Source organism: Paenibacillus sp. J31P316 (assembly GCF_056269105.1).
This window is the reverse complement of sequence record NZ_JBWDNI010000001.1, coordinates 624,301-650,415: the sequence shown is the minus strand read 5'-3', so window position 1 is coordinate 650,415 and position 26,115 is coordinate 624,301. Positions and strand designations below refer to the sequence as shown.

The window sequence follows — 26,115 nt, the reverse complement described above, 5'->3', positions numbered from 1 at the left end:
GATTTGGAGTATTTGCCGGGTGAATTTGACCGTTATTCGCCAAAATGCCGCATGATGCGGGAGATGCAGCGCATGCCCGTTGACTTGCTAATTCCCCTATGGTATAAAGGGTAACAAGAAAAGTGCATATCAAAACACGTTGACAGGCTCCAGTAGATTGGCGGGCCGCGATTCCAGAGAGCCGGTGGCAGGTGCGAACCGGTACGCGCCGACATTCGAATTACCGCCTTGAGTTGATCGGATGAACGCGCGGTTCCCGCTTATGTAAGCATGGAAGCGTACGCCTAGTAGTCTGCATCCGGATGATATCCGTTATGAAATGAAGTGAGGGCCGTTTCACGGTGCTCTTCGCGCAGCTTGCTGCGAGGGAGTCCGGCGGCGCTAACGAGGGTGGTACCGCGAGCAAATCCTTCTCGTCCCTTGAGGACAGAAGGATTTTTTTTATTTCGCGAGGGAGTGATACCGAGATGGTGAAATGGGAACAATTGACGCCGGCACAGCAGCAGGAAGTGGAACGCCAGATGGATGTGATTCGTCGAGGCGTCGTCGAGATCGTGCCTGAGGACGACATGAAGGCGAAGATCGCGAACGCCGTTGCGACGGGCAAGCCGCTTAAAGTGAAGCTTGGCCTTGATCCTTCGGCGCCAGACATTCATATCGGCCATACGGTCGTGCTTCACAAGCTGAGGCAGTTCCAGCAGCTGGGCCATGACGTGCAGCTGATCATCGGCGACTTTACGGGACGGATCGGCGATCCGACTGGCAAGTCCGAGACGCGCAAACAGCTGAGCGAAGAAGACGTGAAGCGGAACGCGGAGACGTATCAGAAGCAAATTTACAAGCTGCTTGATCCGGCCAAAACGACGGTTTACTACAATTCCGAATGGCTGGGTCCGATGAGCTTCGCGGACGTCGTGACGCTGTCGGCCAAAGTGACGGTCGCGCGGATGCTGGAACGGGACGATTTCACGAAGCGCTACCAGTCCGGTCTGCCGATCAGTATCCATGAGTTTTTCTACCCGCTCATGCAGGGCTACGATTCCGTGGCGCTGGAGAGCGACGTAGAGCTCGGCGGCACGGACCAAAAATTCAATCTGCTTATGGGCCGCACGCTCCAGAAGGAGTACGGCAAAGAGCCGCAGGCCGCGATCATGACGCCGCTCATCGAAGGCTTGGACGGCGTGAACAAGATGAGCAAGAGCTTGGGCAACTACATCGGCATCGACGAAGAACCGAACCAAATTTACGGCAAGTCGATGTCGATTCCGGATGAGCTCATGCTGAAATACTACGAGCTAGCGACGGATATCGGCTATGAGGAGCTGCTGCAGCTGAGGGAAGGCATCACGAACGGCAGCAAGCATCCGCGTGACGCCAAGATGGCGCTTGCCCGCACTTTCGTTCGCATGTACCATGGCGAAGAAGCTGCGGCTGCGGCGGCGGAGCATTTCATTACCGTTTTCCAAAAGCGCGCGCTTCCTGACGACATTCAAGAAACCGTACTGGCCGCCGGAGAGCTGGAGGAAGGCCGCATCGGAATACTGAAGCTGCTGACGACGCTCGGCCTGCAGGCTTCGAGCAGCGAAGCAAAGCGCAGCGTCCAGCAGGGAGCGGTACGAATCAACGAACAGAAAATCGAGGATTGGTCAGCGGACATCACGCCTTCCGATGGAGATATTATCCAGGTCGGCAAGCGTAAATTCGTGAAATTGGTTCTTCAATAACAGTCGTTAACAATAAGCTTATCGTGCGGATGTATTCGCAGGGTAAGCTTTTTTTAATGTGCCATAGAACCCCTTTATTCGACATCCACGCAAAGCTTCCATCAGCCCAAGCGAAACTTCTCATGAAATGCAGCGTAATAAATACCGGATGAAATGATAAAATATGGAATTTGAGAAACGGAGGGAGGGCATGGAGGGGGTATTTCTAGGCTGTTTATTCGGCGGTATATTCTTTGCCGTCGTCAGTGTCGTTCTCGGCGACTGGCTCAGTCTCGCGCTTGACGGCATGCTCGATTTCTTATCGCTGGATGGCATACCGGTTCTCAAGCCGACCGCCATCGTCGGCGGCATTACCGTATTCGGCGGAGCCGGACTTCTTCTCGAGCATCACAGCGGTTTGGGCACGATTATGAATACCGTGATTGCAGTTCTGCTTGCTGTAATAGGAGCCATCGGTATGTATTTGCTGTACATCCGTCCGATGGAACGGAGCGAGCAATCGACGGGATATTCGATGAACGAACTGAACGGCATGATCGGCGACGTCATCGTACCTATTCCGGCCGCGGGCTTCGGCGAAGTGACGGTGAAGGTCGGCGTCGGCCTGACGAATCACATCGCCGCCAGCTTCGACGGCATGGAGATCCCATCCGGCACGCGTATCGTCGTGATCAGGGTTGAAGCGCACACGCTCCTCGTATCCAAGCTGGAGCTATAATTTCGCATGAGAGAGGAACGATTACATGGCTGATTATTTAATCATACCCGCGGCTGTTGTCGGCGTATTAATCTTGCTTGGCCTGGCCTTCTGGGCCAGGTACCGGACGGTAGGTCCGGACAAGGCGATGATCGTGACGGGTTCTTTTCTAGGAAGCCGCAACGTAGCCGCCGACGAATCCGGACGCAAAAACAAAATCGTGCGCGGCGGAGGCGCGTTCATTCTGCCGATTTTCCAAAAAGCCGACTTCTTGTCGCTGCTGTCCCATAAGCTCGACGTATCCACGCCCGAAGTATATACGGAGCAAGGCGTTCCAGTTATTTGCGATGGCGTCGCGATCATCAAAATCGGCGGGTCGGTCGAGGATATTGCGACTGCGGCCGAGCAGTTTCTCGGCAAGCCGACGGATGCGCTGAAGAGCGAGGCCCAGGAAGTGCTGGAAGGACATTTGCGCGCCATTCTTGGCTCCATGACCGTGGAGGAAGTTTATCGGAACCGCGACAAATTCGCGCAGGAAGTGCAAGGCGTCGCGGCACGGGACTTGAAGAAGATGGGGCTGCAGATCGTTTCCTTTACGATCAAGGATCTACGCGATAAGCACGGTTATCTGGAGGCGCTCGGCAAACCGCGCATCGCAGCCGTCAAACGGGATGCCGACATCGCCGAAGCGGAAGCGGTCAGAGATTCCCGGATTCAGAAGGCGCGCGCGGAAGAAGAAGGCTTGAAGGCGGAGCTGCTGCGCGATACGAATATTGCGGAAGCGTCGAAGGCCAAAGAGCTGAAGGTTGCTTCGTTCAAGAAGGAACAGGATTCCGCCAAGGCAGAGGCGGATCAAGCCTACGCCATTCAGGAAGCAAAGGCGAAGCAGCTCGTCGTGGAGGAGCAGATGCAGGTCGAGCTGGTCCGGAAAGAGCGCGAAATCGATCTGGAAGGCAAGGAAATTCTGCGTCGCGAGAAGCAGTACGACGCCGAGGTGAAGAAGAAGGCGGACGCCGACCGGTATGCCGTCGAACAAGCGGCAGAAGCGGATAAGTCGAAGAGAATGCGCGAGGCGGATGCGGCGCAGTACCAGATCGAAGCGGAAGCAAAAGCGAACGCGGCGCAGAAGCGTTTGGACGGCCTCGCGATCGCGGAAGCCGAGCGTGCGAAGGGAACGGCGGAAGCGGACGTCATCCGGCTTCGAGGCCTAGCAGAGGCGGAGGCCAAAGAGAAGCTGGCTCATGCCTTCGAATTGTTCGGCGAGGCGGCCGTGCTAGATATTATCGTGAAGATGCTGCCGGAACTGGCCGGCAAAATCGCGGATCCGATCAGCGCGATCGATAAGCTGACCGTCGTCGACACCGGTCATGGCGAAGGCGCTGCCCGCGTAAGCAATTATGTGACTTCTTTGATGGCGACAGCCCCGGAAATGCTCAAGAGCGTCTCCGGCATCGATTTGAATGCCCTCGTCAGGGGACTGACTTCGAAGAATTCGCCTTCTCCCGCAGGCGCGGCAATTCCTGTTGAAGCGGTAAAAGGCGATATCGCTTAATATTCTTCCATTCATCCATTCATCTTTTAGTCATTCATCTTTTCATTCATTCATTCATTCAAGCTGGCTTCGGCATTTGCCTGAAGTCAGCTTCTTTCCTTTTCTACGGTGACAGGGAACGCAGAGGCAAACGCCGAATTGTAGCAGCAAGACAAATAAGATGTAGAAGGGAGCAGGCAATGATCAAGCTGCATACCTGTTATGTGAAAGATTTTCACGGCAAATGGGAAATGGCGAAGGACGTCACGCAATATCATATCCTGCTCGTCGCGACGAAAGGGAAAATCGTCTATTGGATCAACGACGAAACCGTCTACCTGCAAAAGGGCGAAGCGATCTTTATACCGTCCGGCTCGATCCGCGGTGGTCTAGCCGCGGAAGACCATCAGCGGTACGCGACGCACTTTACGATCGAGGACCACGATCGCGCGCTGCTGCCCCTTCTTAGCGGCAATCACTACTGCAAGGCGGCGATCAGCGGCTTCGAATATTTCAAGCAGCGATTTCTGCTTCTGAAGCATCATTGGCTAATGAGCGGGCCATACTCGGAAACGACCTGCTACGCCGTCCTGCTGGAGCTGCTCGGCATCATCAATTACGAGCGGGACAAGTGGAAGCTCCCTGCCAAGAAGATCGATATGGCCGAAGATATCAAGCAATATATGCTGGACCACTATCGGGAGCCGGTGACGCTCCATGAATTGGCTGCCTTCACGGAACGGACGCCGAACCATATTTCTCATGCGTTCAAATCGGTAACGGGCCTGACGCCGATCGAATACTTGCATCATGTCCGAATTACGAAAGCCAAAGAGCTGATGTTCGATAAAATGATGCCGATCAGCCAGATCGCGGAAGAAACCGGCTTTTGCGATCAAGCGTATTTCAACCGGGTGTTCAAGAAGCTGACGGGCTGCTCGCCGACGGCGTTCCTGAAGGGACGATCCGATTGAACGAAGATGATAGCGCTACCAAGTAAATCGTTGAATCGTACAAAAGATAACCGTATCGTTAATCGAATCCGCGCGCATTTACTCTTATGATAGAGACAGGTAGCGCATGAAACATACGGAGGCGAACAAGCGATGAATCCATCAAGTTTGAAGTACGCGTTGACGGAAGAAGAGCGCAGGACGTTTAACGAAACCGGCTATTTGATTATTGAGGATGCATTGTCGGCGGAGCAGGTCGCAGCTCTGACGGAGCAATTCGATCGCATTTACGATGGCAAGGTTGAAGGCGGCCATGATCCGAAGACGGCGCTGTTTTATCCAAATTTCATCCCCGATCATGATGCGTTTCTCGATCTTGTCGACTATGAGAAGGTGCTGCCGAAGGTATGGGGGCTGCTGGGATGGAACATCTACCTGTATCACGCCCATATGATCGCTACGCCGCCGTCCGGGCAGGCGAAGAACGATGCGACGTTCGGCTGGCATCAGGACAGCGGCCGCGTCAACATCGAGATCGAGACGCATCCGCGTCCACGATTGTCATTGAAAGTCGCGTATTTCTTGTCCGACGTATCCGAAGCGGACCGCGGCAATTTCTGGATCGTTCCCGGAAGCCACTTAATGGATAATATGGCCCTTCCGGAAGACCGCCAGGGCCAGCCGGAAGGCGCTATACCCGTTCGCGTAAAGCCGGGGGCGGCTGTCTTCTTCGATCGGCGCCTCTGGCATGCGGGAACGCCGAACTGGTCGGACATGACGCGCAAGGTGCTGTTTTACGGTTACGGCTATCGCTGGATTCGCACGAAGGACGATATGACCGTGCAGCATTTATGGGAGCGTTCCGATCCCATCCGCCGCCAAATGCTCGGCGCAGGCGTGAATTGCAACGGCCATTATACGCCGACGGATGACGATGTGCCGCTCCGGGCATGGCTCAAGGAGCATCAGCCGGAGATGGTTTTGCGATAACCGGACGGGCTGCAGCCCTCATGCGATTTGAATGCGCGGCTGAAGGCATGGATCGTCGAATAACCGAGTTGTTCGGCGATCTCCTGCATCGGCAGGTACGTATATTGAATCATGGCTTTGGCTTTCTCCATGCGGATCTGTTGATGGTATTGGATCGGTGTCCGTTGGAACACATCCTTGAATAAATGGATCAAATAAAATTTGCTGATGTGGAATCGGTCTGCAAGCTCGGCCAAATTCACGCTGCGATGCGCGTTGTGTTCGATGAAAGAGCGGATCTCGGTAAGCAGCTCGAGCTGTCCGCCGCTGTTGATTTTGCTCTCCCAGTATCGTTCCCGCATGATGCGGGACAGGAGCTCAAGCAGTAAGCTTTTCAAGCGAAGCTCGTAGAAGGGCGGTTTGGTCTCGAATTCGCGAATCAGCTCGAGGAGCGTCTGCTCAAGCGGATGCGGGCTGTTCGGCCGAAAATGGGAAGGGACGTCATACGGCGCGGCTTCCAGCTCATTCGTTCGCAGCCAGCCTCGTTCTTTAGCATTCATCTGCTCCAGCGTCTTGAACGATACGCCAACCTCCTGACTGTCGGGTAGGGCGGTCAAATCGAAATGGACATGGGGCTGGCGTACCCGAGCGCCTCCGATCACTTCGATCGTATGCCGCTGACCCGGTTTGAAGAAGAAATAATCTCCCGCGCTCCCCGTATAAGCCTCGCCCTCCACCGTTACCAGCAGCTGGCCTTCCATGAGGTACAGCAGCTCGTAGTCCCAGATGACCCGCTCATCGATTCTCCATGTCGCTTCCAATATGCTGTCGATCGCTACCCGAATATAGGGCGATAGTTGCTCGATTTGCATTTTAACACCTCAGCAATAATTGATAAATAAATCAACAATACAAGGTAACGGATTCTCCCCCTATTCATTATATAATAGGCTCGTCAAAGCACAATATCTGATACACGAGGTGAGGATCATCATGTTGCAAAATCACGGTCTCGGATTAGGACTCTCTACCGCGCCGCTTGTTACGAAAGCTCGGACACGGTCGATTTCGGCGGAGAATCCGAACGGCGAGAAGGGCCAGGGCGGCAAGGAAGCAAGCAATCTCGGCACGGGGAGAAAGGGCAGACCTGCGATCACGCTGCCTCAAGGCATGGAAGTTACGCTCGCGTCCATACAAGGGACGGGCATCATGCAGCATTTCTGGATTACCGTAACGGATAAGACGGGCAAAGGGCATGCCGGCCAATTCGTGCTGCGCGATCTGGTATTACGCATGTACTGGGACGATGAAGAGGCGCCCTCAGTCGAAGTTCCGCTGGGCGATTTCTTCTGCAACGGTTTTGGCGTGCGCACGAATGTCAATTCGCTTCCCATCTGCGTCGTGCCGACGGGCGGGATGAACTGCTATATCCCGATGCCGTTCCGGCAATCCGCCAAGATCACGATCGAAAATCAGCATGCGGTCGATATTGAAGGCTTCTTCTACACGTTCAACTATACGCTCGTGGACGAGCTGCCTGAGAACGCGGCGTATTTCCATGCGCAGTGGCGGCACGAAAGCGTCACCGAACGAGGCAAGGACTTTACCATCTTGGACAATGTCAAAGGAGCCGGACAATATATCGGCACGTACCTCGCATGGGCGGCATTGGAGCGGAATTGGTGGGGTGAAGGGGAAATCAAGTTTTATATGGACGGCGACGAGGAATGGCCGACGATTTGCGGTACCGGTACGGAGGATTACGTTGGCGGAGCTTGGTGTTTCAACAACATGAAGACGAATGAACCGGAATCCTATTCGACGCCTTACCTGGGCTATCATTTCTATAAGGAAACGACCGAAATCGACGCCTGGTACGGACACAATGTTCCGATGCACGGCATGTACCGGTGGCATTTGCCCGACCCGATTCGATTCGAACGAGATCTGCGCGTCACGATTCAACAAATCGGTCATGACCATACCAAGCTGTTCGAGCGCGCGGACGACGTTTCTTCCGTTGCCTACTGGTACCAGTTGGAGCCTCATGCTTCGTTTCCCGTGCTGCCGCCCGCGAATCGGAGATGGCCGAGATAAAAGCAGCATGAACAAGACAAAAAAAAGAGAGGTCCAAAGCAGCTGCTTTGGACCTCTTGCTTATTAACGGCTGTAGAACTCGACGATTTGTTTCTCGTCGATCTCTTGTGGAAGCTCAGCGCGTTCTGGAAGACGAACGTATTTGCCTTCGAAAGAAGCATCGTTGTATTCCAGGTAGTTTGGAAGGTAGTTGCGGCCTTCAACAGCTTCTTTGATGGATTTCATCGAACGGCTGCGCTCGCGAAGACCGATCACGTCGCCAACGGAAACCGTGTACGAAGCGATGTCGACTTTCTTGCCGTTAACCGTAACATGACCATGGGATACGAGTTGACGCGCGCCTGCACGGGAGTGTGCGAAACCAAGACGGTAAACCAGGTTGTCCAAACGGCTCTCGAGGAGGGCCATGAAGTTTTCACCGGCGATACCTTTAAGTTTCGAAGCTTTGTCGAACAAGTTGCGGAATTGTTTCTCGTTCACGCCGTACATGTGACGAAGCTTTTGTTTCTCTTGCAATTGAATGCCGTAGCCGCTCATTTTTTTGCGTTGACCCGGGCCGTGTTGACCTGGAGGGAATGCGCGTTTCAATTCTTTGCCTGTACCGCTAAGGGAGATGCCGAGGCGGCGGGATAGTTTGAACTTAGGACCTGTATATCTTGACATGTGTCGTAAAACTCCTTCTTCAAATGGAATGTTTGAAAATGGGTGTTTCGCCGAGTGCTGTCTCCGCTTCGCTGCCGTGCAACGAAAGCCTATCTGGAATGTTCAGCCGCAGTCCAGTTAGCGACAGTCTCTTGAGGGTGACACAAAACCGTTCCCATGTATTCAACTATAAATATTATATAAGTTCACAGCCTAATGTCAAGCGGATTGCGTGTTTTACGATGTGCAAAAAGGCGAATATGCCTTCTAATGAAAAAACTAAAACTAAAGACCTATCTGATGCTTTCAATTATAGTGCAATCAATCTACTTTTCCAGTATAGTTAAGGATAGATGAAAGATTTGGAAAATAATGACGAAACTAGGCAGAACGAGTGCGGGGGGATGCTGCGTATGATGAGTTTCAATGACATGAATGTGTCGGATCCCGACCGTTGGTCGCTAGATTTGCTAATGGCGCAGCAACCCGACCTTTGGTTGCAGCAACGAGATTTCCATGCCGACAAAGGTGAGGCTGTGCAAGCCTTATTAAAGGAAGCGTGGCATAAATGGCAATCGCAGGCGCTAACGTTCTCTTCTCCATTGCTGCGTCATCGGTTGAAGCTGTTGGATACCCAAGGCCAGCTCACGGCCGAATGGGGAGTCGCATTGCCTCAGATGACGGGAATCGACACCGTCGAAGCGCAAGTGTATAGCAGCAAGAACAAGCAAACGAGTATCGCGCGGCTGATGCTGGAGACGACGGATAACGATGAATCCGTCCTTCCGCTCCTGCAGTCGGCAGCCCAGACGCTATCTGAGATGTACGACCATACCTTCGATTTAATGACGGTCCGGCTCATGATGAAGCGGCAGCAGCTCAGCGATAAAGAAGCGCGCGGACGAGATTATCTGTTTCAGGCCGCCAAGCGACTGCACGATCAAAATGACGTCCATTCCGTGCTGCGCGTGCTGCTGGATGACATCGAGCATATGTATCCGAGTGCCGACGTGAATTTATATTTGTCGCAAGATTTCGTCAATGGCGATAACAGGGTCAAGCCGCTGCAGCTGCGCCATTCGGACGATGATCTGAATGCGGACGCGTTTCTGTCCGGTCGCCCGGTTTCCGCCGCGGACGGGGACGGCCTGATGAAATGGGCCATTCCCATGCAGGGCAAGCAAGCCGTATACGGCGTATTAAGCTTGCGGCTGCAGCGAGAAGAATGGGATGAGTTCGAGCTTCGCTCCATGGTCATGCTGGCCGATACGGCCGGGTCTGCGTTCGAGAACGCCAAGTTGTTCGAGCAGTCCAATCTGCTGATCGGCGAGCTGCAGCTGATCAACGAGCTGACGAAGCGGCTGAATCAATCCCTGCGGCTGAACGAAGTATTCGAATTCGCGATGTCCGAGCTGCTGCATATTTTCAAGGCGGATTATTGCAATTTATTGCAGCTCAACACGGATGGCAGCCAATTTCAAATTGTATCGAGCAACGTGCCTGCCGCGGCGAATGAGACATACACGACAGAGTATGGATTCTGCGGTATTGTCTATGCCACGCGGGAGCCCTTGATCATATCCGATTATTGGAGCACGCGGGTCGTGGACTCCAAATTGATGGATGTGACACGATCAAGATCGCTGATCGCCACGCCTGTCATGGCGGGAACCGGCGTCGTTGGAGTCATTATGGTCTCGCATCAAAGTCCAAACTACTTCTCGTACGACAACTACAAGCTTCTGCAGCTTCTGTCGACGCATATCGGTCTTGCGATCTCCAATGCTTCGCTTCATGCCGAAGTGCGCCGCATGGTCATTACGGACAATTTGACCGGCCTGCATGCGCGGCATTACCTGAACGAGCAGATCCAGTCCCGCCAGCGGAAGGATCGCTGCGGCTCTCTCGTGCTGGTGGATATCGATCATTTCAAGCGCGTTAACGATACGTACGGCCATCTGATCGGCGACAGCATATTGGTCATCGTCAGCGAAGCCATCCGATCCTGCATACGCGATACCGATATCGCGGCGAGATGGGGCGGAGAAGAGCTGGCGGTGTACTTACCGCAGATCCGCTCCGGACAAGCTTACCGCATCGCGGAGCGCATACGCAGCACGGTGGAGACCCAGACGAATCCGGCGGTGACTGTATCCTGCGGCATCTCGGAATGGTCGTTCGAAGAAGAAAAAATCAGCGTTGAATCGCTATTTTACAGAGCGGACATGGCCTTGTACGAGGCGAAGAAAAATGGCCGGAATCGCATATGCGTGGGCTGATCGACACAAACAATTTAACCATCCAACCTCAGATTCATCAGAAGGCAGCGGCAGTGCTTGAATGCACGCTGCTTTTTTATTTGCACAAAGTACATAAACCACAACAATCGAACAGACGCTATCAGAAGCAGCATGATATGCATCGGAGGATGGTGGAATGAGAATGAAAGCGGGAATAACGATCAACCTATGCGGTATGCTGTTGCTCTTGGTTACCGCAGGATGCAGTCATGGCGCAGGCCGTTCTTCGCAGGAGCTGCTGTCGCTTGCTGTCTCGGGGTTGTCCGGCGTAGACCGCTACGCGTTCAGCGGAGATACCAGAATCGGATACGGCAGTCAGGCGACCGGCATGCCTGTCGGCTTTCAAGGCAAGGTAGAAAACCATGATCAAATCGCCATTCAAGGCATTGCCCCGAATGAAGCAACGACACCTTTCGCGCCTCTTGAGCTGCTCGGCGAAATCGAGAAGACGGCCGTTATAACAGAGCTAGTGCCTGAGGAATCAAACGATGAAGAGACGGTGCTGCGCATTACGGCGGATTCCAAACGGACGGCGGCGAGCTGGGCGGAGCGGCTTCGAAGTGAATTCGGCATGCTGGAGAAGAAGGTGCCCGCCAAGACTGTCGCCAACTTGCACAGTACGCAAATGCGAAGCTTGGCCGCTCAGACAGCGCTTCAAGAAGAGTGGCAAGAAGAACTCGCGCGATCCAGAAAAGAGCTGGAAACGATGCTTGCCGGGCTGCAGGTACAATCTTCATGCAAGCTCGTCATCGACCGGAAGAAGCTGCTCCCGCTCTCGATCGACCAACAGACCACGTTCCGCTACAAGTCGGACGGGAAGCCGATGACGGAGATGAGGAACATGCGTCTCAGCTTCAAACGATTGGATGGAAGTAAGTGGTAGCCGCCTTCAGCGCCGTGCATCCGGCAGCCGAACATGATACCATACTAAAGTAAGCCAAGATGTGGAGGTAGGTAATACGATGCGCGATCCAAGAATGCAGAAACTTGCGGAAAACCTGGTCGGTTATTCCATTAACGTCCAACCTGGAGAAAATGTGCTGATCGATATGATCGGCTCGGAGCGTGAACTGGCGAAATGCCTGGTCGAAGAAGTGGCCAAGCGCGGCGGCCGTCCATTCGTGGAAACGAGCGACCGCTCGGTACTGCGCACCATGCTCATGAATGCGACGGAAGAGCAAATCAAGCTGTGGGCTTCCTTCGACTTGAAACGAATGGAATCCATGCAAGGCTACATAGCGATTCGTTCGGGCGACAACATCAACTCGCTGGCCGATGTGCCAAGCGACAAGATGAGCCTATACGACAAGCATTACCGTCATCCGATTCATTCGGAGCAGCGCGTGAAGCATACGAAGTGGGTCGTACTGCGTTACCCGAACAGCTCCATGGCGCAGCTGGCCAATATGAGCACCGAAGCGTTCGAGGATTTCTATTTCGACGTGTGCAACCTGGATTATGCCAAGATGGATAAGGCGATGGATCCGCTGGAAGCTTTGATGAAGAAGACCGATCGCGTGCGCATCGTCGCGCCGGGAACGGATTTGACGTTCTCCATTAAAGGCATCGGGGCGAGCAAATGCGCAGGCGAGCGCAACATCCCAGACGGAGAAGTATTCAGCTGTCCGGTCCGTGAAACCGTTCAAGGCACGATTGCGTACAACTCGCCTTCGGTCTATTCCGGCGTCACGTTTGAGAACATCGCGTTTACGTTTAAGGATGGAAGGATCGTCGAAGCGACCAGCAACAACACGGAGAAGCTGAACGAGATTCTCGACATGGACGAGGGAGCCCGTTACATCGGCGAATTCAGCCTTGGCTTCAACCCGTACATTTTGCATCCCATGAAGGATATTTTGTTCGACGAGAAGATTGCGGGAAGCTTGCATTTCACGCCAGGCCAGGCTTACGAAGAGACGGACAATGGCAACCGTTCCGCGGTTCATTGGGACTTGGTGCTCATTCAGCGTCCGGAATACGGCGGCGGCGAAATTTATTTTGACGATGTGCTGATCCGGAAAGACGGCCTGTTCGTGCTGCCTGAATTGGAAGGCTTGAATCCGGAAAATTTAAAGTAAAAGCCCCTTGTAGGAATGTAAAAATCGAGTTATGATGAGTAAAGTTAGCGATTACACACTAAATAATGGAGGGATTCCCATGTCCAATAATGCGGCAATCGTAGATATTTCTCAAACGGCTAATAAATTCCGGTCGTCCATCGTTCTTCAAGCCGAGAATAAATATATTGACGTCAAAAGCATCCTCGGTCTTTTCACTACATTGGTCGGCGGACACTCCTATGAGCTTCACGTCCATGGTCCGGATGCGGATGAGGCCAAAGCGGCTATGTCCGAAGTATTTGCTAAGCACAGCTTGAATGTTCAAGTAGTGGAATAGGTTTTTTTCCCTTCGAGAGACAAGGAAAGCGCTTCACCGAATAATCGGTGGAGCGCTTATTTGTTTTGACCTTGTACATTCTGTTGATTTCGTCTAATATAAAGGATATAAGACGAACAGCACTACGCATAAGGAGGAGTACGATGTCTTCATCCGATGTTCTTATTCACATGCATCAAAAAGCGCTCAACCTCCTTCATGAGGATGCCAATAAAATTGAGAAATTAATCGAAGTCCAAATGGAGAACTTGACGACGAGACAATGTCCGCTCTATGAAGAGGTGCTGGATACTCAAATATATGGCTTTTCCAGAGAAATCGATTTTGCGATTCGGGCGGGGCTTGTATCCGAGGTCATCGGCAAGGATATTATTAATAAGCTGGAACGCAATTTGGCGCAGCTGTACGAAGCGATGGAGAAGTAGCCGCAGTCTCGTGCAGCTGCTTTTTTTTTGCTCGTTTACGCTGGTATTGCGTTCGTAGTTGCGCGCGTAAATGTTACTAACAAGAAGACGCTCCCGCGGAACCCGCAGGAGCGTCTTCTTTGTTGGATCGCGTTTTGTCTAACGCCTTACACCAAGTAGAACGAAATGCCTAAGATGATGTAGACGAATATGAGCAGCGCGCCTTCGTACCAGTTTGTCGTACCGTCCTTCGAGATCGATTTGGCAATGAACACGGAGACGGCAATGGCGGCAAGCTCGATCGGGGTGAACACGATATCCATCGTAGGTCCGAACAAGGTGCTGACGAGAATAAGCACGGGCGCGACGAACAGCGCGATTTGCAAGCTGCTTCCGACCGCGATTTCCACCGCCGCGCCGATTTTGTTCTTCATGGCAAGCATGACGGCTGCACTGTGCTCGGCGGCATTACCAACGATGGCGATCAAGAAGGCGCCGATAAAGACTTCCGAGAAGCCGAATTTGGCCGTGAACGTATGCAGCGTGCTGACAAGCCATTCGCTGACGAAGGCCGTCATGACGGTAGCCAGGATGAGGAACAAGACCGACGTGCTCTTCGACCAGGCTGCTTCTTCTCCGTGGTCTGGCGTCGTCTCCTCCACGTCCGCGAGGATATCCTTATGAGTAATCATGGAGAATACGAGCCACAGTATGTACGCGACGATCAAGATGCCGGCAATGGTCAAGCTAAGCAGCTTTGCTTTGTCCGCGGAGAAATGCTGCGTCGAGATGAAGATCGCTGGAATGCCGAGCGCGATGACGGCCAAAATCATCAAGGAAGAGTTATGACTGGCCAATTGAACGTTGAACCGCTGTTCCTTGAACTTCAACCCGCCCAGGAATACGCTGGCGCCGAGCACGAGAAGCAGGTTGCCGATGATGGAGCCTGTGATGCTTGCTTTTACCATGTCGAACAAACCTTCGCGAACCAAGAAGATCGCGATAATCAGCTCGGCTGCGTTGCCGAACGTGGCGTTCAAGAATCCGCCGAGCCGCTGTCCGGCGTAATGGGCGACGCTTTCGGTGGCCTTACCCAGGAAGCCTGCCACCATGAGAATGGCCAGAGCCGAGATGATAAACTCCAGAATCGTTCCGAAATGGGCATAGTGGCTAATGCCGCTTAGAACAAACAGCCCGATAAGCAATGTGAAAAACAATTTCTGATTCAATGTTCCAGGCACCTCGATTTACGATTTTAGTAATTGGAAATTCTGTTAACACTATAGCGGAAAAAGTCAGTTGTGTAAACTTGGCAATTATGTTGAATGCCAAACGTGGTTGACAAGACTTCGGCGAGCCGTTTATGTTGGGATAATATTACATTATCCAAATAAGGTGGTTTTTCGGCAAATGACGACAGGAAGAAGACGCACCGGTTTCATGCTATTATTTTGCCTATTGGGGTTGCTCGTAACAGGCATGCTCGATGGGAGCCAGAAAGAAGCGTACGCCGCAAATTCCGCCACTGATTCGGATATCCAGCAGGTTTGGAAAACGACCGTGGAGGGAAGGGCTTCCACGCCGGTCGTATCGCATGGTTATATATACGTGATTAGCCGAGAGCTATTAGCTAGCAACAGATTCGAAGGCGTACTCTACGCGCTGACCTTAGACGGGGAAATCGTTTGGCAGCGCAAGGTGACGGATGCTGCGGAAACCGCCGCAATCGACGAAAACGGCAGTTATGTCTACATAGCCGACGGCGAACTCAAGGCACTGAATGCCAAAACGGGCGAGCTTGTATGGACGTTCCTTCCTCCTGGCGATACGCTTAAAGGCGTTCCAACGGTTCGGGACGGTCTAATCTACTTAACCTCCGATGTAACGCATAACGTATATGCGGTTGACCGAAAAGGAACATTGCAATGGAAAGAGCAGGTCGGCAGTGCGGGTAAGCTATCGCCGGTCGCGTTCTCCCTTGACGGGACAATGGTGGTTACAAGCACTGTTCAAACAGATGACGGCGATGTGTCCGATCCGCTTGCGGAACTCTATTACGATCAAAACGATAATAAGCATGCCAGGGTATATTCGTCGACGCTCCTTGCGTACGACAAAGAAGGGTTTGCTTTATGGCAGACGAAGCTCGACGGCGTTGAACCGCAATCCGTCGCGCCGGTTCCTTTCGCAGGGGGATACGCCGTCGGTCAAGATGCGCTATATATTCTTGGTGCAAAGGGGGCGATCTTGCATGCGCCGGCGAGTAGGTCGGGAGGGAATGCAGGAGAGGCAGCGGTCGTCGGCAACAAGCTGTACTATCCGGTCGATAATAAAATCATGGGATTCGACGCACTCGGCAAGGAAACCTCTTCCTATGGAACTTCCTCTTTTTACGGGCATGTGGTGGCCGATGCTTACGGGCGTTTGCTAATCTGGCAAGAGGGCGGTCAGTTGGTCTTGGTAAACGCAGACGGATCGCTTCGGATCTTGTATAAGCCGTTAACCGAACTGAATTGGTCACATGCCAACGCTTCCGTGGCACTTGGCGAAGACGGAACCATATATACAGCGTATATGGACGGTTCGAATAACGGTGAGATAATCAGCCATATCTTAGCGTTGAAAGATAATGTCCGACCGTCGAACTTGCCTATCGTGAATGATTCAACTGCGAAGGCAGTCACCGTCCAGATTAACGGCAAGACTCTTCAACTTGCTTCCGACCCGATGGTCGTTCGGGGAACTGTCTACTTGCCGTTTCGCGAATTGTTTGATGCACTCGGGGCTAAGGTAACCTACGATGCAAAAGGCAAGTTCATAACGGCGACACGAGGAAACATGAAATTGATTTATCGAATTGGCGACCTAACGGCTGCAGTCAATGGTCAAACCGTAACGCTAAATGCTCCCGGAAAAATCGTCCAAGGCCGTACCATGGTACCGCTTCGGTTCGTAAGCCAGAGCTTTGGATTAAAGGTTGCGTGGAGCGAGGAAGACAAGAGCGTTCAAATCGATACCTAAGCTCATCATTGCCTTGCTTCAAATGTACGCTTCCATTACAATGGAAACATAAGGTGAACGAGGAGTGAGTGGCATGACAGAAGAACTTCAATCCGGCATTATTCGTATTTCAGACGACGTAGTCGCCACAATCGCAGGCTTAGCTGCTCTTGAAACTCCTGGCATTGCTGCAATGTCCGGGGGGATCTCTGAAGGTCTTGCGAAACGACTCAGCGGCAAGAATGCGCAGAAAGGCGTATCGGTCGAAGTCGGTCAGCTTGAGGCGGCGATCGACCTGCGCATCATCGTGAAATACGGCATTCCGATTCAAGAAGTATGTCGTCAATTGCAAGAGAACGTACGGGAAACGGTAGCCAATATGACGGGCCTGCACGTTGTGGAAGTCAACATCAAAGTCGAAGGTGTTGCTTTCAAAGAAGAAGAGGCGGCAACCGAAGAAGTGGCACGTCTCAAATAAGCGTCAAGCACCAAAAAAGGCATGCCCGCGGGCATGCCTTTTTGAATATGTCTGAATGCTATGATTTCGTGCGTGAGCGATTTGCAGGCGGCGCTTTCTCCGGCCGGTTATACTCGCGTGAGATGCTGAGCAGGATACCCATCCCGAGCAAGCAGACGATGAGCGAGGATCCGCCGTGGCTGATGAACGGAAGCGTGACCCCTGTCAGAGGCATTGCACCCGTGACCCCGCCGATGTTGACGATTGCCTGTACGGCGATCAGTCCGACGATGCCTACGCCGACGATGGTACCGTAATTGTCCGGACATCGAATGGCGACGAGCATGCCCCGCCAGATGAAGAACAAATAGAAGAGCAGGAACAGCAAGCTGCCGATAAAGCCGAATTCTTCGCCGATAACGGAGAAAATGAAGTCGCTGTACGGATAAGGCATATACTTCAGCTTCTGCACGCTATGACCGAAGCCTGCGCCCGTGATGCCGCCGTGTCCAAGCGCTTCCAGCGAGCGGGATAAGTGATACGTCGTATTCTGCATGTCCGACGTAGGATCCATGAAGGCGGTGAAGCGATTGATCCGATAGGACCAGCCGTCAGGATCGTGCAGCATGGAGGCGCTCACAAGAGCGGTCACGATGAAGCCGATGATGATGCTGGACAAGAACAGCTGTTTGAGGTTCGCGCCCCCGGCAACGATGATGATCAACGAAGCGGCTGCAATAACGATGCAGGCACCTAGGTCAGGCTGGAGCATGATAAGTCCGCAAATGATGGCGATGATGATAAAGACTGGAACTAGGCCTTTCTTGAAATCTCGAAATTTCTCGCCTTTCTTGGCAATCAGAGAGCCTAGATATAATACGAGTCCCAGCTTTGCGAATTCCGTAGGCTGAATGCCTAGCGAGCCGATGCCGAACCAGCTTCGTGCTCCGTTAAGGCTTTTACCGATAAACGGAACGAGGATGAGCATAATCAGTACGGGGATGAAGTAGATGATGAAACCTTTCTTGAACGCCGTAAAGGGGATGTTCATCACCACGAACATGCCGATCGTGCCGAGTACCGCGAATTCCAGCTGGCGCTTCGTAAAATAGAGGGCGTCAAAATTGTTGCTCTTGGAAATGGCCGCCGTATTGGAGCTGGCGCTGAATACCATGATCAACCCGAAGCCGACAAGGAGCAGCGTGAGCACGAGAAGCAAGAAATCCGGCCTGCCGCGCAGGCCGTTCGTCTTTGGTTTCATTTGTGGACCCATCGTGGATTAGGCAAGCAGCTTCTTGAGTTCTTGCAAGCGCTGCGTCGCAGCGTTCAGAATCGGCTGCGGAATCGGCGACTCATAATCAAGGCCATGAGGGAAAGTAGCTCGTCCGATATAGACGGATTCCACTTGCAGCACGGCATGAGCAGACTCCAGCTTGCCTTCAATCGCGCGGACGTTGAAGCGCAAGTAGTAGTCTTCGCGGTTAGTGCGGTCTTCCAGCTTCAAATCGTACGTTGCGCGGTAATATTCCCATTGCCAGCGAACGAAGCCGAGCTTCTCCGCGGACTCGTCAAGATGCGAGAGTTCGCTACTCATGCCGTTCAAGCCCGTATTCTCAATAATCATGGATGATCCTCCTTCAAGCTGTAGAGCAGGTTTTCTTCTTCATATGATAGTCGTTTTCATGGGGCAGTGCAAGCCTCCGGCGAAGCGCCTTGCAACGCTAAAAGTGACAGCTTTACGAAAAATGTTCTCTTTTATTGGCAAAAAACTTTCGTACGTCATTTCGCTTCTGCTACAATAAGGAGAACATGATACTTGAAACGCTAGGGGGTTTGTAAGCGTGAACTTGAATTCGAAATTGGACGCACAGCTGCAAACTGCTTATCCGAATATGGTGGCATGGCGCCGCTATCTGCACCAGCACCCGGAACTGTCTTTTCAGGAGAAGGAAACATCCCGTTGGATCGCGGATCGACTGCGCGAAATCGGCTGCGAGGTAAGGGAAGGAGTCGGCGGTTATGGGCTTGTCGCTTCCGTGCACGGCCATAAACCCGGACCTGCGATCGCCCTGCGGACCGATATCGATGCGCTGCCGATCCAGGATGAGAAAGCGACTGCATATATATCGAAGGTTCCAGGCGTCATGCACGCATGCGGCCACGATGCCCATACGGCGACCATGCTTGCGATCGCAGCCTGCTATCAGTCGAATCGAGATGAATTTGCAGGAGAGCGGCGGTTTCTCTTTCAGCCGGCCGAGGAAGTGTCTCCCGGCGGAGCGATCGGCATGATCAAGGACGGTGCGCTTGTTGGCATCGATGCCGTCTACGGCGTGCATCTCTGGACACCGATTCCATATGGCATTGTCGCTACTCGCCCAGGTCCATTCATGGCGGCGCCGGATGAAATCTACATTGACATCGTAGGCAAAGGCGGACATGGCGCCCTGCCGCATGAGACGGTCGACGCGGTCTACGTCGGATCCGCAATGGTGCAAGCCATGCAATCGATCGTCAGCCGCAGCGTGAATCCTCTTGATCCGTCCGTCGTCACGATCGGTTCTTTCCACGCGGGCTCGACAGCCAACGTGATAGCGGAGCGCTGCCGGATGACCGGGACGGTACGCACCTTCAACGATGAAGTCCGCGCGCTCGTGCGGGAGCGTCTGGAATTGGTGGTCAATAACACCGCTGCGATGTACGGCGCTAGCGCCTCGCTGGAATACCGTAACGGCTATCCGACGGTCGTGAATGACGTGAATGAAGCGGAACGTTTCTTCAAGGTAGCTGCCGATACGTTCGGTGCGGAAGCGGTGAAGGAGTCCACGCTAATTATGGCGGGCGAAGATTTTACGTACTACTTGCGAGAAGTGCCGGGCTGCTTCATGTTCGTCGGAGCGGGAAATCCAGAGTGCGGCGCCACGTTCCCGCATCATCACCCTCGCTTCGATATCGATGAACGGGCCATGCTGAAATCGGCCAAGCTGATGGTGGCAATGGCGGAGGATTTCGCGGCCGAGACGTTGTTCGGGCGAACCGAAAGATAGCGTAGGCTGCCAACAGTTACTGTGCAGGCGCGTGCATGGAAGCAGTCATACAGGGCGACTCTAAGGGATGATGAATGAAGCATCTCGAGGGAGGAACGCCGACAATGGCACGCACGGTTAAAGAGTTGATGACGACGGACTGCGTGACGGCAACGTTACTGGATAATGTATACGAGCTTGCCGTACTAATGAGAGATCACGATATCGGCTTCGTGCCGATCGTAGACGGGAAGAAGCTGATCGGCGTCGTAACCGACCGGGATTTGGTCGTCCGGGGCTACGCGGCGAAGCATTCGGGCTCGACGGCCGTCGCGGAGGTCATCACGACGGATATGAAGACGATCGAAGCCGACATGTCTGTCGATGAGGCTGCCAAACTGATGGCGGGCAACCAGATCAGACGATTGCCGGTCGTGAAGAACGGCGATCTTGTCGGGATCGTATCCATCGGCGATTTGGCGGTTCGCGAAATTTTCGTCGATGAAGCCGGCGAAGCGCTCAGCAGCATTTCACAGCAGGGATCAGGCGAATCCCAAGCCGTTTTTCATTAATAAACGTCTGAAGCAGCGTAATCCTACACGGGATTGCGCTTTTTTGTTTTTCAAAGTCGAGCGCGTATAGGATAGGCTGCTTCGGTGCATAAAAAAAGGCGGTTATTGTCATACTGAGGTATTATCTTGAATCCGGGAGATGGTGAATGTGATGAAACGAGAACGGCCCCTATGCGTGCAGGTTGACTTGACGGTGCTGTTGGATGACAGGCATGAGCAGGCGGAAGCTGCCCGCGAGCAGTTGTGCCGGTTTGCCGACATGACCAAGCGTCCGGGACATATTCACACCTATCGCATAACGCCGATGTCGTTATGGAATGCGGCCTCGGCCGGCATGGCGCCGGAAGAAATCATCGAAGCGCTGATGGCGTTCAGCTCGAATGATGTTCCGCTGCAAGTGGTCAGCGCCATTCGCAAGTTAGGCGGCCGTTACGGCAAGCTCATGCTGCAGCAAACAAGCGAGGGACGCTTGCTGCTGCTAGGCGAAGAGGACCTGCTTGCCAAGCTGGAGGAGAAGGCTGCGATTGCCGATACGTGGCTGCCGGTTCGAGAGATCGGGCAGCGCAGCGTGAAACCGGAAGCGCGGGGGCTGCTGAAGCAGGAGCTGATCAGGCTCGGCTATCCCGTTCTGGACTTGGCCGGCTACCGGCACGGGGAGGCGCTGGAGGTGGAGCTGCGTCCCCGAACGGAGGGAGGACGCATGTTTCAGCTTCGGGATTACCAGGAGCGGGCGGTCAATTTATTTTACCGGGAAGGGCAGGTCGAAGGGGGAAGCGGCGTGCTGGTTTTGCCATGCGGCGCGGGGAAGACGATTATCGGCATCGCGGCACTGGCTCGTCTTCGCTGCGACACGCTGATCTTGACCTCCAACGTGACCTCGGTTAACCAATGGAAGTCGGAGCTGCTGGATAAAACCTCGCTTCAGGAGGATCAGATCGGCACGTACGCCGCATCATCCAAGGATGTCAGGCCGGTAACGATCGCAACTTATCAGATCTTGACGAGCCGCCGCCAGAAGAGCGAGGAGTACAGCCACATGCGTTTGTTCAGCCAGCGAAATTGGGGGCTGATTATTTACGACGAGGTGCATTTGCTTCCGGCGCCCGTGTTCCGCATGACGGCGGACCTGCAGGCGACAAGGCGGCTCGGTTTGACGGCGACGCTCGTCCGCGAAGACGGGAGGGAACAGGACGTATTCTCTCTGATCGGACCGAAGCGATTCGATTTGCCTTGGAAGACGCTCGAGACGCGCAATTGGATCGCTTCCTTGACCTGCACGGAAATTCGGCTGCCGCTGGCGCATGAGGAAGTCGAAGCTTACGTTGCCGCAGGCGAGAAGTCCAAGATCCGCATCGCCGGCGAAAATAAGGATAAAGTCCACGTGGTTCGCGCACTTCTGGAGCTGCATGCCGGCAAGCCTGCGCTCGTCATCGGCCAGTATTTGAGTCAGCTTCATCGGCTTGCGGAGGAGCTGGATGCCCCCGTTCTGACAGGTGAGCTGTCTCATGAGGAGCGATCCGCGCTTTACGGCCGTTTCAAATCCGGAGAAATTTCGGTCCTGGTCGTCTCCAAGGTCGCCAATTTTGCCGTCGATCTGCCTGAAGCCGCGGTCGCGATTCAAGTGTCGGGCAGCTATGGCTCGCGGCAGGAGGAAGCGCAGCGCATTGGCCGCATTCTTCGGCCGAAAGCTCGCGACAACGAGGCTTGGTTCTACACGGTCGTCACAGGAGGAACCAAGGAAACGGATTATGCCGGCAGACGGCAGTTATTCCTGCTCGAGCAAGGGTATCGGTATGCACTCGAGGATTGGTCCGAGCTGCACAGCCGTATTCAAGGTGCGTCGGCAGCAAAACGGGGGGCTGCGCAGTGAATGTACGACAAATTACCGCTAAGCTCTCGGAAGAGGAGATCGCTCTTAAGCAAAAGCATCCCTTATGGGAAGCATGCGCTCCCGGAACAAGCTGGCCGGACACGTTGACGGATCTTAGGTGTACGGCATCCGCATGGCACGCGATGGCGAACGAAGCGGCACTTACGCTCGAGATGATCGTATATGGACCGGGCCCGCTTCCGTTCTCGGAGGAACAGCTGCTGCAGGCCGCCCGGCCAGGAATCGCTGGTGCGACCGTTCGAATCGGTTTGCTTCGGCTTACGGAAGCCGGCATTGTGTTTGCCATGCGCAAAGGCTGGGGAGAGAAGTTGTACGTGCTGCCGCTCGACAGCTTCTTCCCTTGGCACTGTACGATCCTAACAGGGAATATAAAGTTAAGGGATGCGGACGACTTGCTGCAAGCCGTCGATCCGTTGACGATAGACGCGATTGACGAAGCCGGCTACTTTCCGCCGTTCAGCCTGCAGCTGCTGCATGCGATGGCTCAACTTGAAGACGCTGGGTTGAAGCTTACCGCCAAAGGCGTTCTGACGAAGCGGACGATCGTCAAGGGAGCCGAGCAGCTGTACATGGAAGATCGGACGCTGACGGGGCTGCTAATGCCTTCTGCGACGCCAGCTGCGGAAACTGCAGAGGCAGCGGATGCGTATCCGCCTGCGCTGCTCTTCATACTGGAGACTGCGGTTCAGAATCGATGGCTTCAAGTGAAAGATGGGGCTTACGCGCTTCGGAACGAACAATGGCAGGAATGGCTGAATGATTGGCCAGCACGTCGGGAAGGCCGGTTGTTCCGGCAGCTGCTATCCGTCGTCTGCGCCCGCAATGCCGCTGCGGCGACCGGTGCTGCGAGCCTATGCGCGCTTGATACTGGCAGCTGGTATCGGATCGAGGAGATCGAGGCAAGCTGCTTGCAACTTCAGAGGCTGTCCGCCAAGCCGCACCCGTTAACGATTGAAGCCTGGTGCCGACTCCTCAGCCAGCTGGGCTGGATCGAGCGCGGAGAAGATGTTCAAGGCAAAGCGGTGGTCAAATGGCTGCTCGATGCCAGAATTGAATCCGGAATGATGGAATCCCAAACGACGGAATCCCGCGCACTTGAATCCGGTGGAGCTGAGCCTTGCATGGCAGAGCAGAGGGAGTATGCGGACCAGACGAATACATTCGGCTCAGGCGCCGTTCAACTGACGCCCGACGGTGATCTCTATGTGGATGCAGGCTGTTCATACGCGGAGCGATGGAAGCTGGAGAAGATCGCGACACGCCGAAGGACCGATCATACAGCCGTTTACCGCATGGATGCCGCTAGCTTGAAACGCGCTGCAGGAGCAGGGTGGACATCAGAAGCGATCGTTTCTTACTTAGAGGGCTTAACCCGGGAAGCGCTGCCGGATCCTGTTCGCGCGGCGATCGGGCAAGGAATGAACGGCTACGACGATTATTCGGAGCAAAGGGGATCAGTATCTATCCACGCGGCGAAAAGGAGCAGCGAAGCCGCACCACTTGATGTGTATTATGAACCGGCTTTCGGCGGCAACTATGAGCTGCTTCATGACCGAATGACCGAGAAACATTTATTCGCGGGGTTGGAGGATGTTCCATCGATGTGGCTGAAGCAGTTCAGATCCTATCATCTGTCGACGAGGCGAGATATGATGGAGCAAGCGTTGTCATGGCGGACAACGGTCAAGCTGAACGTTGAAGGCGCGGCTACACTGTTCATTCCCGAGCGCATCGTCGATGAGACTGGCGGCGGTTGGGCGGTTTGCGGACATGCGCAGCAGAAGTCATCGGAACCGGAGCCGTCGGCAGCCGTGAAGCTGTATCCGGAGACGTGGGAGGAAATGATGCTCGTCCTTCCTGTTCCGCTCATGAATTCATAACTTCGAAATCGTCGGCTGCTCTACCTTTTTGCGATCAGGGTATGGTATGATACGTGTAAGGCTTAGCCTATTGATCATAGAGGGGGCAGAATTAATGGAAACATTGCCGTTAACGGACCCCGCAGCGTTCGAACTGGATATGCCGCTCTTCGAATCTTTTGATTCCTTTGAGTTTGCTAGTCCAGCATCGCTCGATATGGGGCAGCTGCTTTTGCGCGCCTACGAAATTGGCGATTTGGTAAACCAATCGGCGGAAGTTGCCGAATATGCATATTGGAAATCCGTTGTCGACGCGAACGACCAGGTGCGTCAGCTCGTGAAACAGTTTGAGAAAGCGAAGGAGCTATTCGTGGAATGCGAACGGTTCGGACGGTTTCACCCGGACTATCACGCGGCGAAGGACAACGTGCAGGAGGTTCAGCGGCAGCTGAACGAGATTGATTGCGTCAGCCGCTTCAAGGCGGCCGAACAAGCGGTCGATGATTTGCTGCATGCGATCGCGGCGGAAATCGCCGCTGCAGTATCGGAGACGATCAAGGTGCCGAGCAACGATCCGCTGCCCAAAGGCGGCGGTTGCGGAAGCGGCGGTTCGTGCAGCTGCGGAAGCGGCGGCTGCGGGTAAGAGAGAGGGGAACGGGGGGCTTTCATGTTTTCGGAACGCGTGGGTTATATCGTATGGGTCAGCGATCTAAAAGCTGCCCGTTCGCTAGAGAAATATGGAACGGTTCATTACATGTCACGTAAAATGCATTATGTAGTGATGTACATGAACGCCGATCGGGCTGAAGAGGTCGTGCGCAATATGGGACGTCTGCCTTTCGTGAAACGCATCGAACGCTCCTATCGCAATGAAATAAAAACGGAATATACCCAGGGCGTTCCAGATAAAACACGTTTTTACAGTTTGTAAGTCACAGGCTCCCGGCCATAATTTGAAGTCGGGGGCCTTTTTATAACTTTAATACATCCATTATGTTCCATATTTGGGGCGAGTTTATTTTTATGTTGAAATCTCGGACATGCATGCTACAATAATATGGAAAGTACAATAGATAATAAGGCCTACTTCAGGGGAGGGGTGGATCGCGTATGAAAGACAAGATGACGGACAGATGGAACACCTATGAGTCGTTCCATGTCGTATTGGGCGATAAAAAAGTGGCGGATATTGTCATCACGAACCACGCCAAGAGCCGCTGGGCCGACCGAGTCGAGAGCGAAAAAACCGGCTTTGAAGATATCGCAGACTTCATGTGGCAGTGCCTGAAGCAAGGACGAATGGAACCTTATTACCGAAACGAGCAGGACGTTTATCTGATTGATGATGACTTGGTGTTCGTAGCCGAATTTGCTGTATTGGAGAAAGAAACGGATCTGACCGGCAATCCGCTGCACAAAATGATCGTTGTCACTTTTTTGGGAAGAATGTCTGAGACTATAGAACTACGAGATTTGAAGTCTTATTATTCCTGGTTGCGTCATTCCAGAAGAATGACATTGATCAAGAACAGCCGCAAACGTAAGTAATATGGAAAATAAGAAGGTAGGCACGGGCTGAAGCTCGTGCTTTTTCTT

Annotated in this window: 25 protein-coding genes and 1 other annotated feature; of the genes, 20 read left to right on the top strand and 5 right to left on the bottom strand. The window is 53.6% G+C overall.

The features are described 5' to 3' along the window. Positions 1 to 130 precede the first annotated feature (130 nt). Positions 131 to 424, top strand: a binding site (T-box leader). A gap of 46 nt (positions 425 to 470) precedes the next feature. The 5 genes from tyrS (at position 471) to AC0YNU_RS02715 (ending at position 5,895) form a co-directional block, all read left to right on the top strand. Beyond that, complete coding sequence (tyrS, locus tag AC0YNU_RS02735) at positions 471 to 1,724, top strand: tyrosine--tRNA ligase (RefSeq protein WP_475753941.1); 1,254 nt, start codon at positions 471 to 473, stop codon at positions 1,722 to 1,724. A 190-nt stretch (positions 1,725 to 1,914) separates the two neighbouring features. Beyond that, a complete protein-coding gene (locus tag AC0YNU_RS02730; RefSeq protein ID WP_475752855.1) occupies positions 1,915 to 2,442 on the top strand; it encodes an NfeD family membrane protein in 528 nt (175 codons plus the stop codon). 25 nt (positions 2,443 to 2,467) lie between these two features. Continuing rightward, the gene (locus tag AC0YNU_RS02725; RefSeq protein ID WP_475752852.1) at positions 2,468 to 3,973 is read left to right on the top strand and encodes a flotillin family protein; all 1,506 of its coding nucleotides are present in this window, start codon (positions 2,468 to 2,470) and stop codon (positions 3,971 to 3,973) included. A 179-nt stretch (positions 3,974 to 4,152) separates the two neighbouring features. Further along, positions 4,153 to 4,926, top strand: a complete 774-nt coding sequence (locus AC0YNU_RS02720; protein ID WP_475752850.1) for a helix-turn-helix domain-containing protein — start codon at positions 4,153 to 4,155, stop codon at positions 4,924 to 4,926. A 132-nt stretch (positions 4,927 to 5,058) separates the two neighbouring features. Next, positions 5,059 to 5,895 (top strand): phytanoyl-CoA dioxygenase family protein, encoded by an 837-nt coding sequence (locus tag AC0YNU_RS02715; RefSeq protein ID WP_475752847.1) that lies wholly within the window; start codon positions 5,059 to 5,061, stop codon positions 5,893 to 5,895. Here AC0YNU_RS02715 and AC0YNU_RS02710 read toward each other — a convergent pair. Continuing rightward, on the bottom strand, positions 5,871 to 6,746 hold the full coding sequence (locus tag AC0YNU_RS02710; protein WP_475752845.1) for an AraC family transcriptional regulator: 876 nt from the start codon (positions 6,744 to 6,746) through the stop codon (positions 5,871 to 5,873). The two genes, AC0YNU_RS02715 and AC0YNU_RS02710, sit on opposite strands and share 25 nt — an antisense overlap. A 121-nt stretch (positions 6,747 to 6,867) precedes the next feature. On the opposite strand from AC0YNU_RS02710, the gene AC0YNU_RS02705 reads away from it, so the two are divergent. Further along, positions 6,868 to 7,971, top strand: a complete 1,104-nt coding sequence (locus AC0YNU_RS02705; RefSeq protein WP_475752843.1) for a glycoside hydrolase family 172 protein — start codon at positions 6,868 to 6,870, stop codon at positions 7,969 to 7,971. Positions 7,972 to 8,034: 63 nt separating this feature from the next. Here the strand turns inward: AC0YNU_RS02705 and rpsD are convergent, their stop codons facing one another. Further along, on the bottom strand, positions 8,035 to 8,634 hold the full coding sequence (rpsD, locus tag AC0YNU_RS02700) for a 30S ribosomal protein S4 (protein WP_161700998.1): 600 nt from the start codon (positions 8,632 to 8,634) through the stop codon (positions 8,035 to 8,037). A 515-nt stretch (positions 8,635 to 9,149) separates the two neighbouring features. Here rpsD and AC0YNU_RS02695 point away from each other — a divergent pair. From AC0YNU_RS02695 to AC0YNU_RS02675, 5 genes are all read left to right on the top strand, one after another. Then, a complete protein-coding gene (locus AC0YNU_RS02695; protein ID WP_475752840.1) occupies positions 9,150 to 10,892 on the top strand; it encodes a sensor domain-containing diguanylate cyclase in 1,743 nt (580 codons plus the stop codon). Positions 10,893 to 11,049: 157 nt separating this feature from the next. After that, positions 11,050 to 11,796, top strand: coding sequence for a hypothetical protein (locus AC0YNU_RS02690; RefSeq protein WP_475752838.1), 747 nt, complete (start codon positions 11,050 to 11,052; stop codon positions 11,794 to 11,796). 79 nt (positions 11,797 to 11,875) lie between these two features. After that, positions 11,876 to 12,991 carry an aminopeptidase gene (locus AC0YNU_RS02685; protein ID WP_475752836.1) on the top strand — a complete coding sequence of 372 codons (1,116 nt, stop codon included), beginning with the start codon at positions 11,876 to 11,878 and terminating at the stop codon, positions 12,989 to 12,991. A 79-nt stretch (positions 12,992 to 13,070) separates the two neighbouring features. After that, positions 13,071 to 13,310 carry an HPr family phosphocarrier protein gene (locus tag AC0YNU_RS02680; protein ID WP_475752834.1) on the top strand — a complete coding sequence of 80 codons (240 nt, stop codon included), beginning with the start codon at positions 13,071 to 13,073 and terminating at the stop codon, positions 13,308 to 13,310. A gap of 143 nt (positions 13,311 to 13,453) precedes the next feature. Then, entirely contained in the window at positions 13,454 to 13,735 is a 282-nt protein-coding gene (locus AC0YNU_RS02675) for an Fpa/YlaN family protein (protein ID WP_161700861.1), read from the top strand. Positions 13,736 to 13,881: 146 nt separating this feature from the next. On the opposite strand, the gene cax is transcribed toward AC0YNU_RS02675, so the two are convergent. Beyond that, on the bottom strand, positions 13,882 to 14,943 hold the full coding sequence (gene cax / locus AC0YNU_RS02670) for a calcium/proton exchanger (RefSeq protein ID WP_475752831.1): 1,062 nt from the start codon (positions 14,941 to 14,943) through the stop codon (positions 13,882 to 13,884). A gap of 109 nt (positions 14,944 to 15,052) precedes the next feature. Between cax and AC0YNU_RS02665 the strand changes: the two genes are divergently transcribed. Both AC0YNU_RS02665 and AC0YNU_RS02660 read left to right on the top strand, forming a co-directional pair. Then, positions 15,053 to 16,735: a stalk domain-containing protein gene (locus AC0YNU_RS02665; protein ID WP_475752829.1), complete on the top strand. Its 1,683-nt coding sequence runs from the start codon at positions 15,053 to 15,055 to the stop codon at positions 16,733 to 16,735. Positions 16,736 to 16,808: 73 nt separating this feature from the next. Continuing rightward, the gene (locus tag AC0YNU_RS02660) at positions 16,809 to 17,192 is read left to right on the top strand and encodes an Asp23/Gls24 family envelope stress response protein (RefSeq protein WP_475752827.1); all 384 of its coding nucleotides are present in this window, start codon (positions 16,809 to 16,811) and stop codon (positions 17,190 to 17,192) included. Positions 17,193 to 17,250: 58 nt separating this feature from the next. Here the strand turns inward: AC0YNU_RS02660 and ftsW are convergent, their stop codons facing one another. Then, positions 17,251 to 18,432, bottom strand: coding sequence for a putative lipid II flippase FtsW (gene ftsW / locus AC0YNU_RS02655; protein WP_475752825.1), 1,182 nt, complete (start codon positions 18,430 to 18,432; stop codon positions 17,251 to 17,253). An 18-nt stretch (positions 18,433 to 18,450) separates the two neighbouring features. After that, positions 18,451 to 18,795, bottom strand: a complete 345-nt coding sequence (locus AC0YNU_RS02650) for a YugN family protein (RefSeq protein WP_475752823.1) — start codon at positions 18,793 to 18,795, stop codon at positions 18,451 to 18,453. A gap of 217 nt (positions 18,796 to 19,012) precedes the next feature. On the opposite strand from AC0YNU_RS02650, the gene AC0YNU_RS02645 reads away from it, so the two are divergent. The 7 genes from AC0YNU_RS02645 to AC0YNU_RS02615 all read left to right on the top strand — a co-directional run bounded on the left by AC0YNU_RS02645 (position 19,013) and on the right by AC0YNU_RS02615 (position 26,067). Then, a complete protein-coding gene (locus AC0YNU_RS02645) occupies positions 19,013 to 20,218 on the top strand; it encodes an amidohydrolase (RefSeq protein ID WP_475752820.1) in 1,206 nt (401 codons plus the stop codon). Between the two features lie 104 nt (positions 20,219 to 20,322). After that, entirely contained in the window at positions 20,323 to 20,769 is a 447-nt protein-coding gene (locus AC0YNU_RS02640; protein ID WP_475752817.1) for a CBS domain-containing protein, read from the top strand. A gap of 151 nt (positions 20,770 to 20,920) precedes the next feature. Beyond that, positions 20,921 to 22,639 (top strand): DNA repair helicase XPB, encoded by a 1,719-nt coding sequence (locus AC0YNU_RS02635; protein ID WP_475752815.1) that lies wholly within the window; start codon positions 20,921 to 20,923, stop codon positions 22,637 to 22,639. Next, positions 22,636 to 24,540, top strand: coding sequence for a helicase-associated domain-containing protein (locus AC0YNU_RS02630; RefSeq protein ID WP_475752813.1), 1,905 nt, complete (start codon positions 22,636 to 22,638; stop codon positions 24,538 to 24,540). The genes AC0YNU_RS02635 and AC0YNU_RS02630 overlap by 4 nt, the downstream gene beginning before the upstream one ends. A 139-nt stretch (positions 24,541 to 24,679) precedes the next feature. Further along, complete coding sequence (locus tag AC0YNU_RS02625) at positions 24,680 to 25,162, top strand: YlbF/YmcA family competence regulator (protein WP_475753939.1); 483 nt, start codon at positions 24,680 to 24,682, stop codon at positions 25,160 to 25,162. Positions 25,163 to 25,186: 24 nt separating this feature from the next. Next, positions 25,187 to 25,450, top strand: coding sequence for a YlbG family protein (locus AC0YNU_RS02620; protein WP_475752810.1), 264 nt, complete (start codon positions 25,187 to 25,189; stop codon positions 25,448 to 25,450). A gap of 179 nt (positions 25,451 to 25,629) precedes the next feature. Then, positions 25,630 to 26,067, top strand: coding sequence for a hypothetical protein (locus tag AC0YNU_RS02615; RefSeq protein WP_161700882.1), 438 nt, complete (start codon positions 25,630 to 25,632; stop codon positions 26,065 to 26,067). The last annotated feature ends 48 nt before the right edge of the window (positions 26,068 to 26,115 follow it).

Coding starts and splice junctions, on each gene's coding strand:
- AC0YNU_RS02685 (WP_475752836.1), top strand. CDS start 11,876: ATGCGCGATCCAAGAATGCAGAAACTTGCGGAAAACCTGGTCGGTTAT.
- AC0YNU_RS02715 (WP_475752847.1), top strand. CDS start 5,059: ATGAATCCATCAAGTTTGAAGTACGCGTTGACGGAAGAAGAGCGCAGG.
- AC0YNU_RS02615 (WP_161700882.1), top strand. CDS start 25,630: ATGAAAGACAAGATGACGGACAGATGGAACACCTATGAGTCGTTCCAT.
- AC0YNU_RS02705 (WP_475752843.1), top strand. CDS start 6,868: ATGTTGCAAAATCACGGTCTCGGATTAGGACTCTCTACCGCGCCGCTT.
- AC0YNU_RS02690 (WP_475752838.1), top strand. CDS start 11,050: ATGAGAATGAAAGCGGGAATAACGATCAACCTATGCGGTATGCTGTTG.
- ftsW (WP_475752825.1), bottom strand. CDS start 18,432: ATGAAACCAAAGACGAACGGCCTGCGCGGCAGGCCGGATTTCTTGCTT.
- AC0YNU_RS02640 (WP_475752817.1), top strand. CDS start 20,323: ATGGCACGCACGGTTAAAGAGTTGATGACGACGGACTGCGTGACGGCA.
- AC0YNU_RS02620 (WP_475752810.1), top strand. CDS start 25,187: ATGTTTTCGGAACGCGTGGGTTATATCGTATGGGTCAGCGATCTAAAA.
- rpsD (WP_161700998.1), bottom strand. CDS start 8,634: ATGTCAAGATATACAGGTCCTAAGTTCAAACTATCCCGCCGCCTCGGC.
- AC0YNU_RS02725 (WP_475752852.1), top strand. CDS start 2,468: ATGGCTGATTATTTAATCATACCCGCGGCTGTTGTCGGCGTATTAATC.
- AC0YNU_RS02680 (WP_475752834.1), top strand. CDS start 13,071: ATGTCCAATAATGCGGCAATCGTAGATATTTCTCAAACGGCTAATAAA.
- AC0YNU_RS02635 (WP_475752815.1), top strand. CDS start 20,921: ATGAAACGAGAACGGCCCCTATGCGTGCAGGTTGACTTGACGGTGCTG.
- AC0YNU_RS02660 (WP_475752827.1), top strand. CDS start 16,809: ATGACAGAAGAACTTCAATCCGGCATTATTCGTATTTCAGACGACGTA.
- AC0YNU_RS02710 (WP_475752845.1), bottom strand. CDS start 6,746: ATGCAAATCGAGCAACTATCGCCCTATATTCGGGTAGCGATCGACAGC.
- AC0YNU_RS02650 (WP_475752823.1), bottom strand. CDS start 18,795: ATGATTATTGAGAATACGGGCTTGAACGGCATGAGTAGCGAACTCTCG.
- AC0YNU_RS02625 (WP_475753939.1), top strand. CDS start 24,680: ATGCCGCTCTTCGAATCTTTTGATTCCTTTGAGTTTGCTAGTCCAGCA.
- AC0YNU_RS02730 (WP_475752855.1), top strand. CDS start 1,915: ATGGAGGGGGTATTTCTAGGCTGTTTATTCGGCGGTATATTCTTTGCC.
- AC0YNU_RS02675 (WP_161700861.1), top strand. CDS start 13,454: ATGTCTTCATCCGATGTTCTTATTCACATGCATCAAAAAGCGCTCAAC.
- AC0YNU_RS02720 (WP_475752850.1), top strand. CDS start 4,153: ATGATCAAGCTGCATACCTGTTATGTGAAAGATTTTCACGGCAAATGG.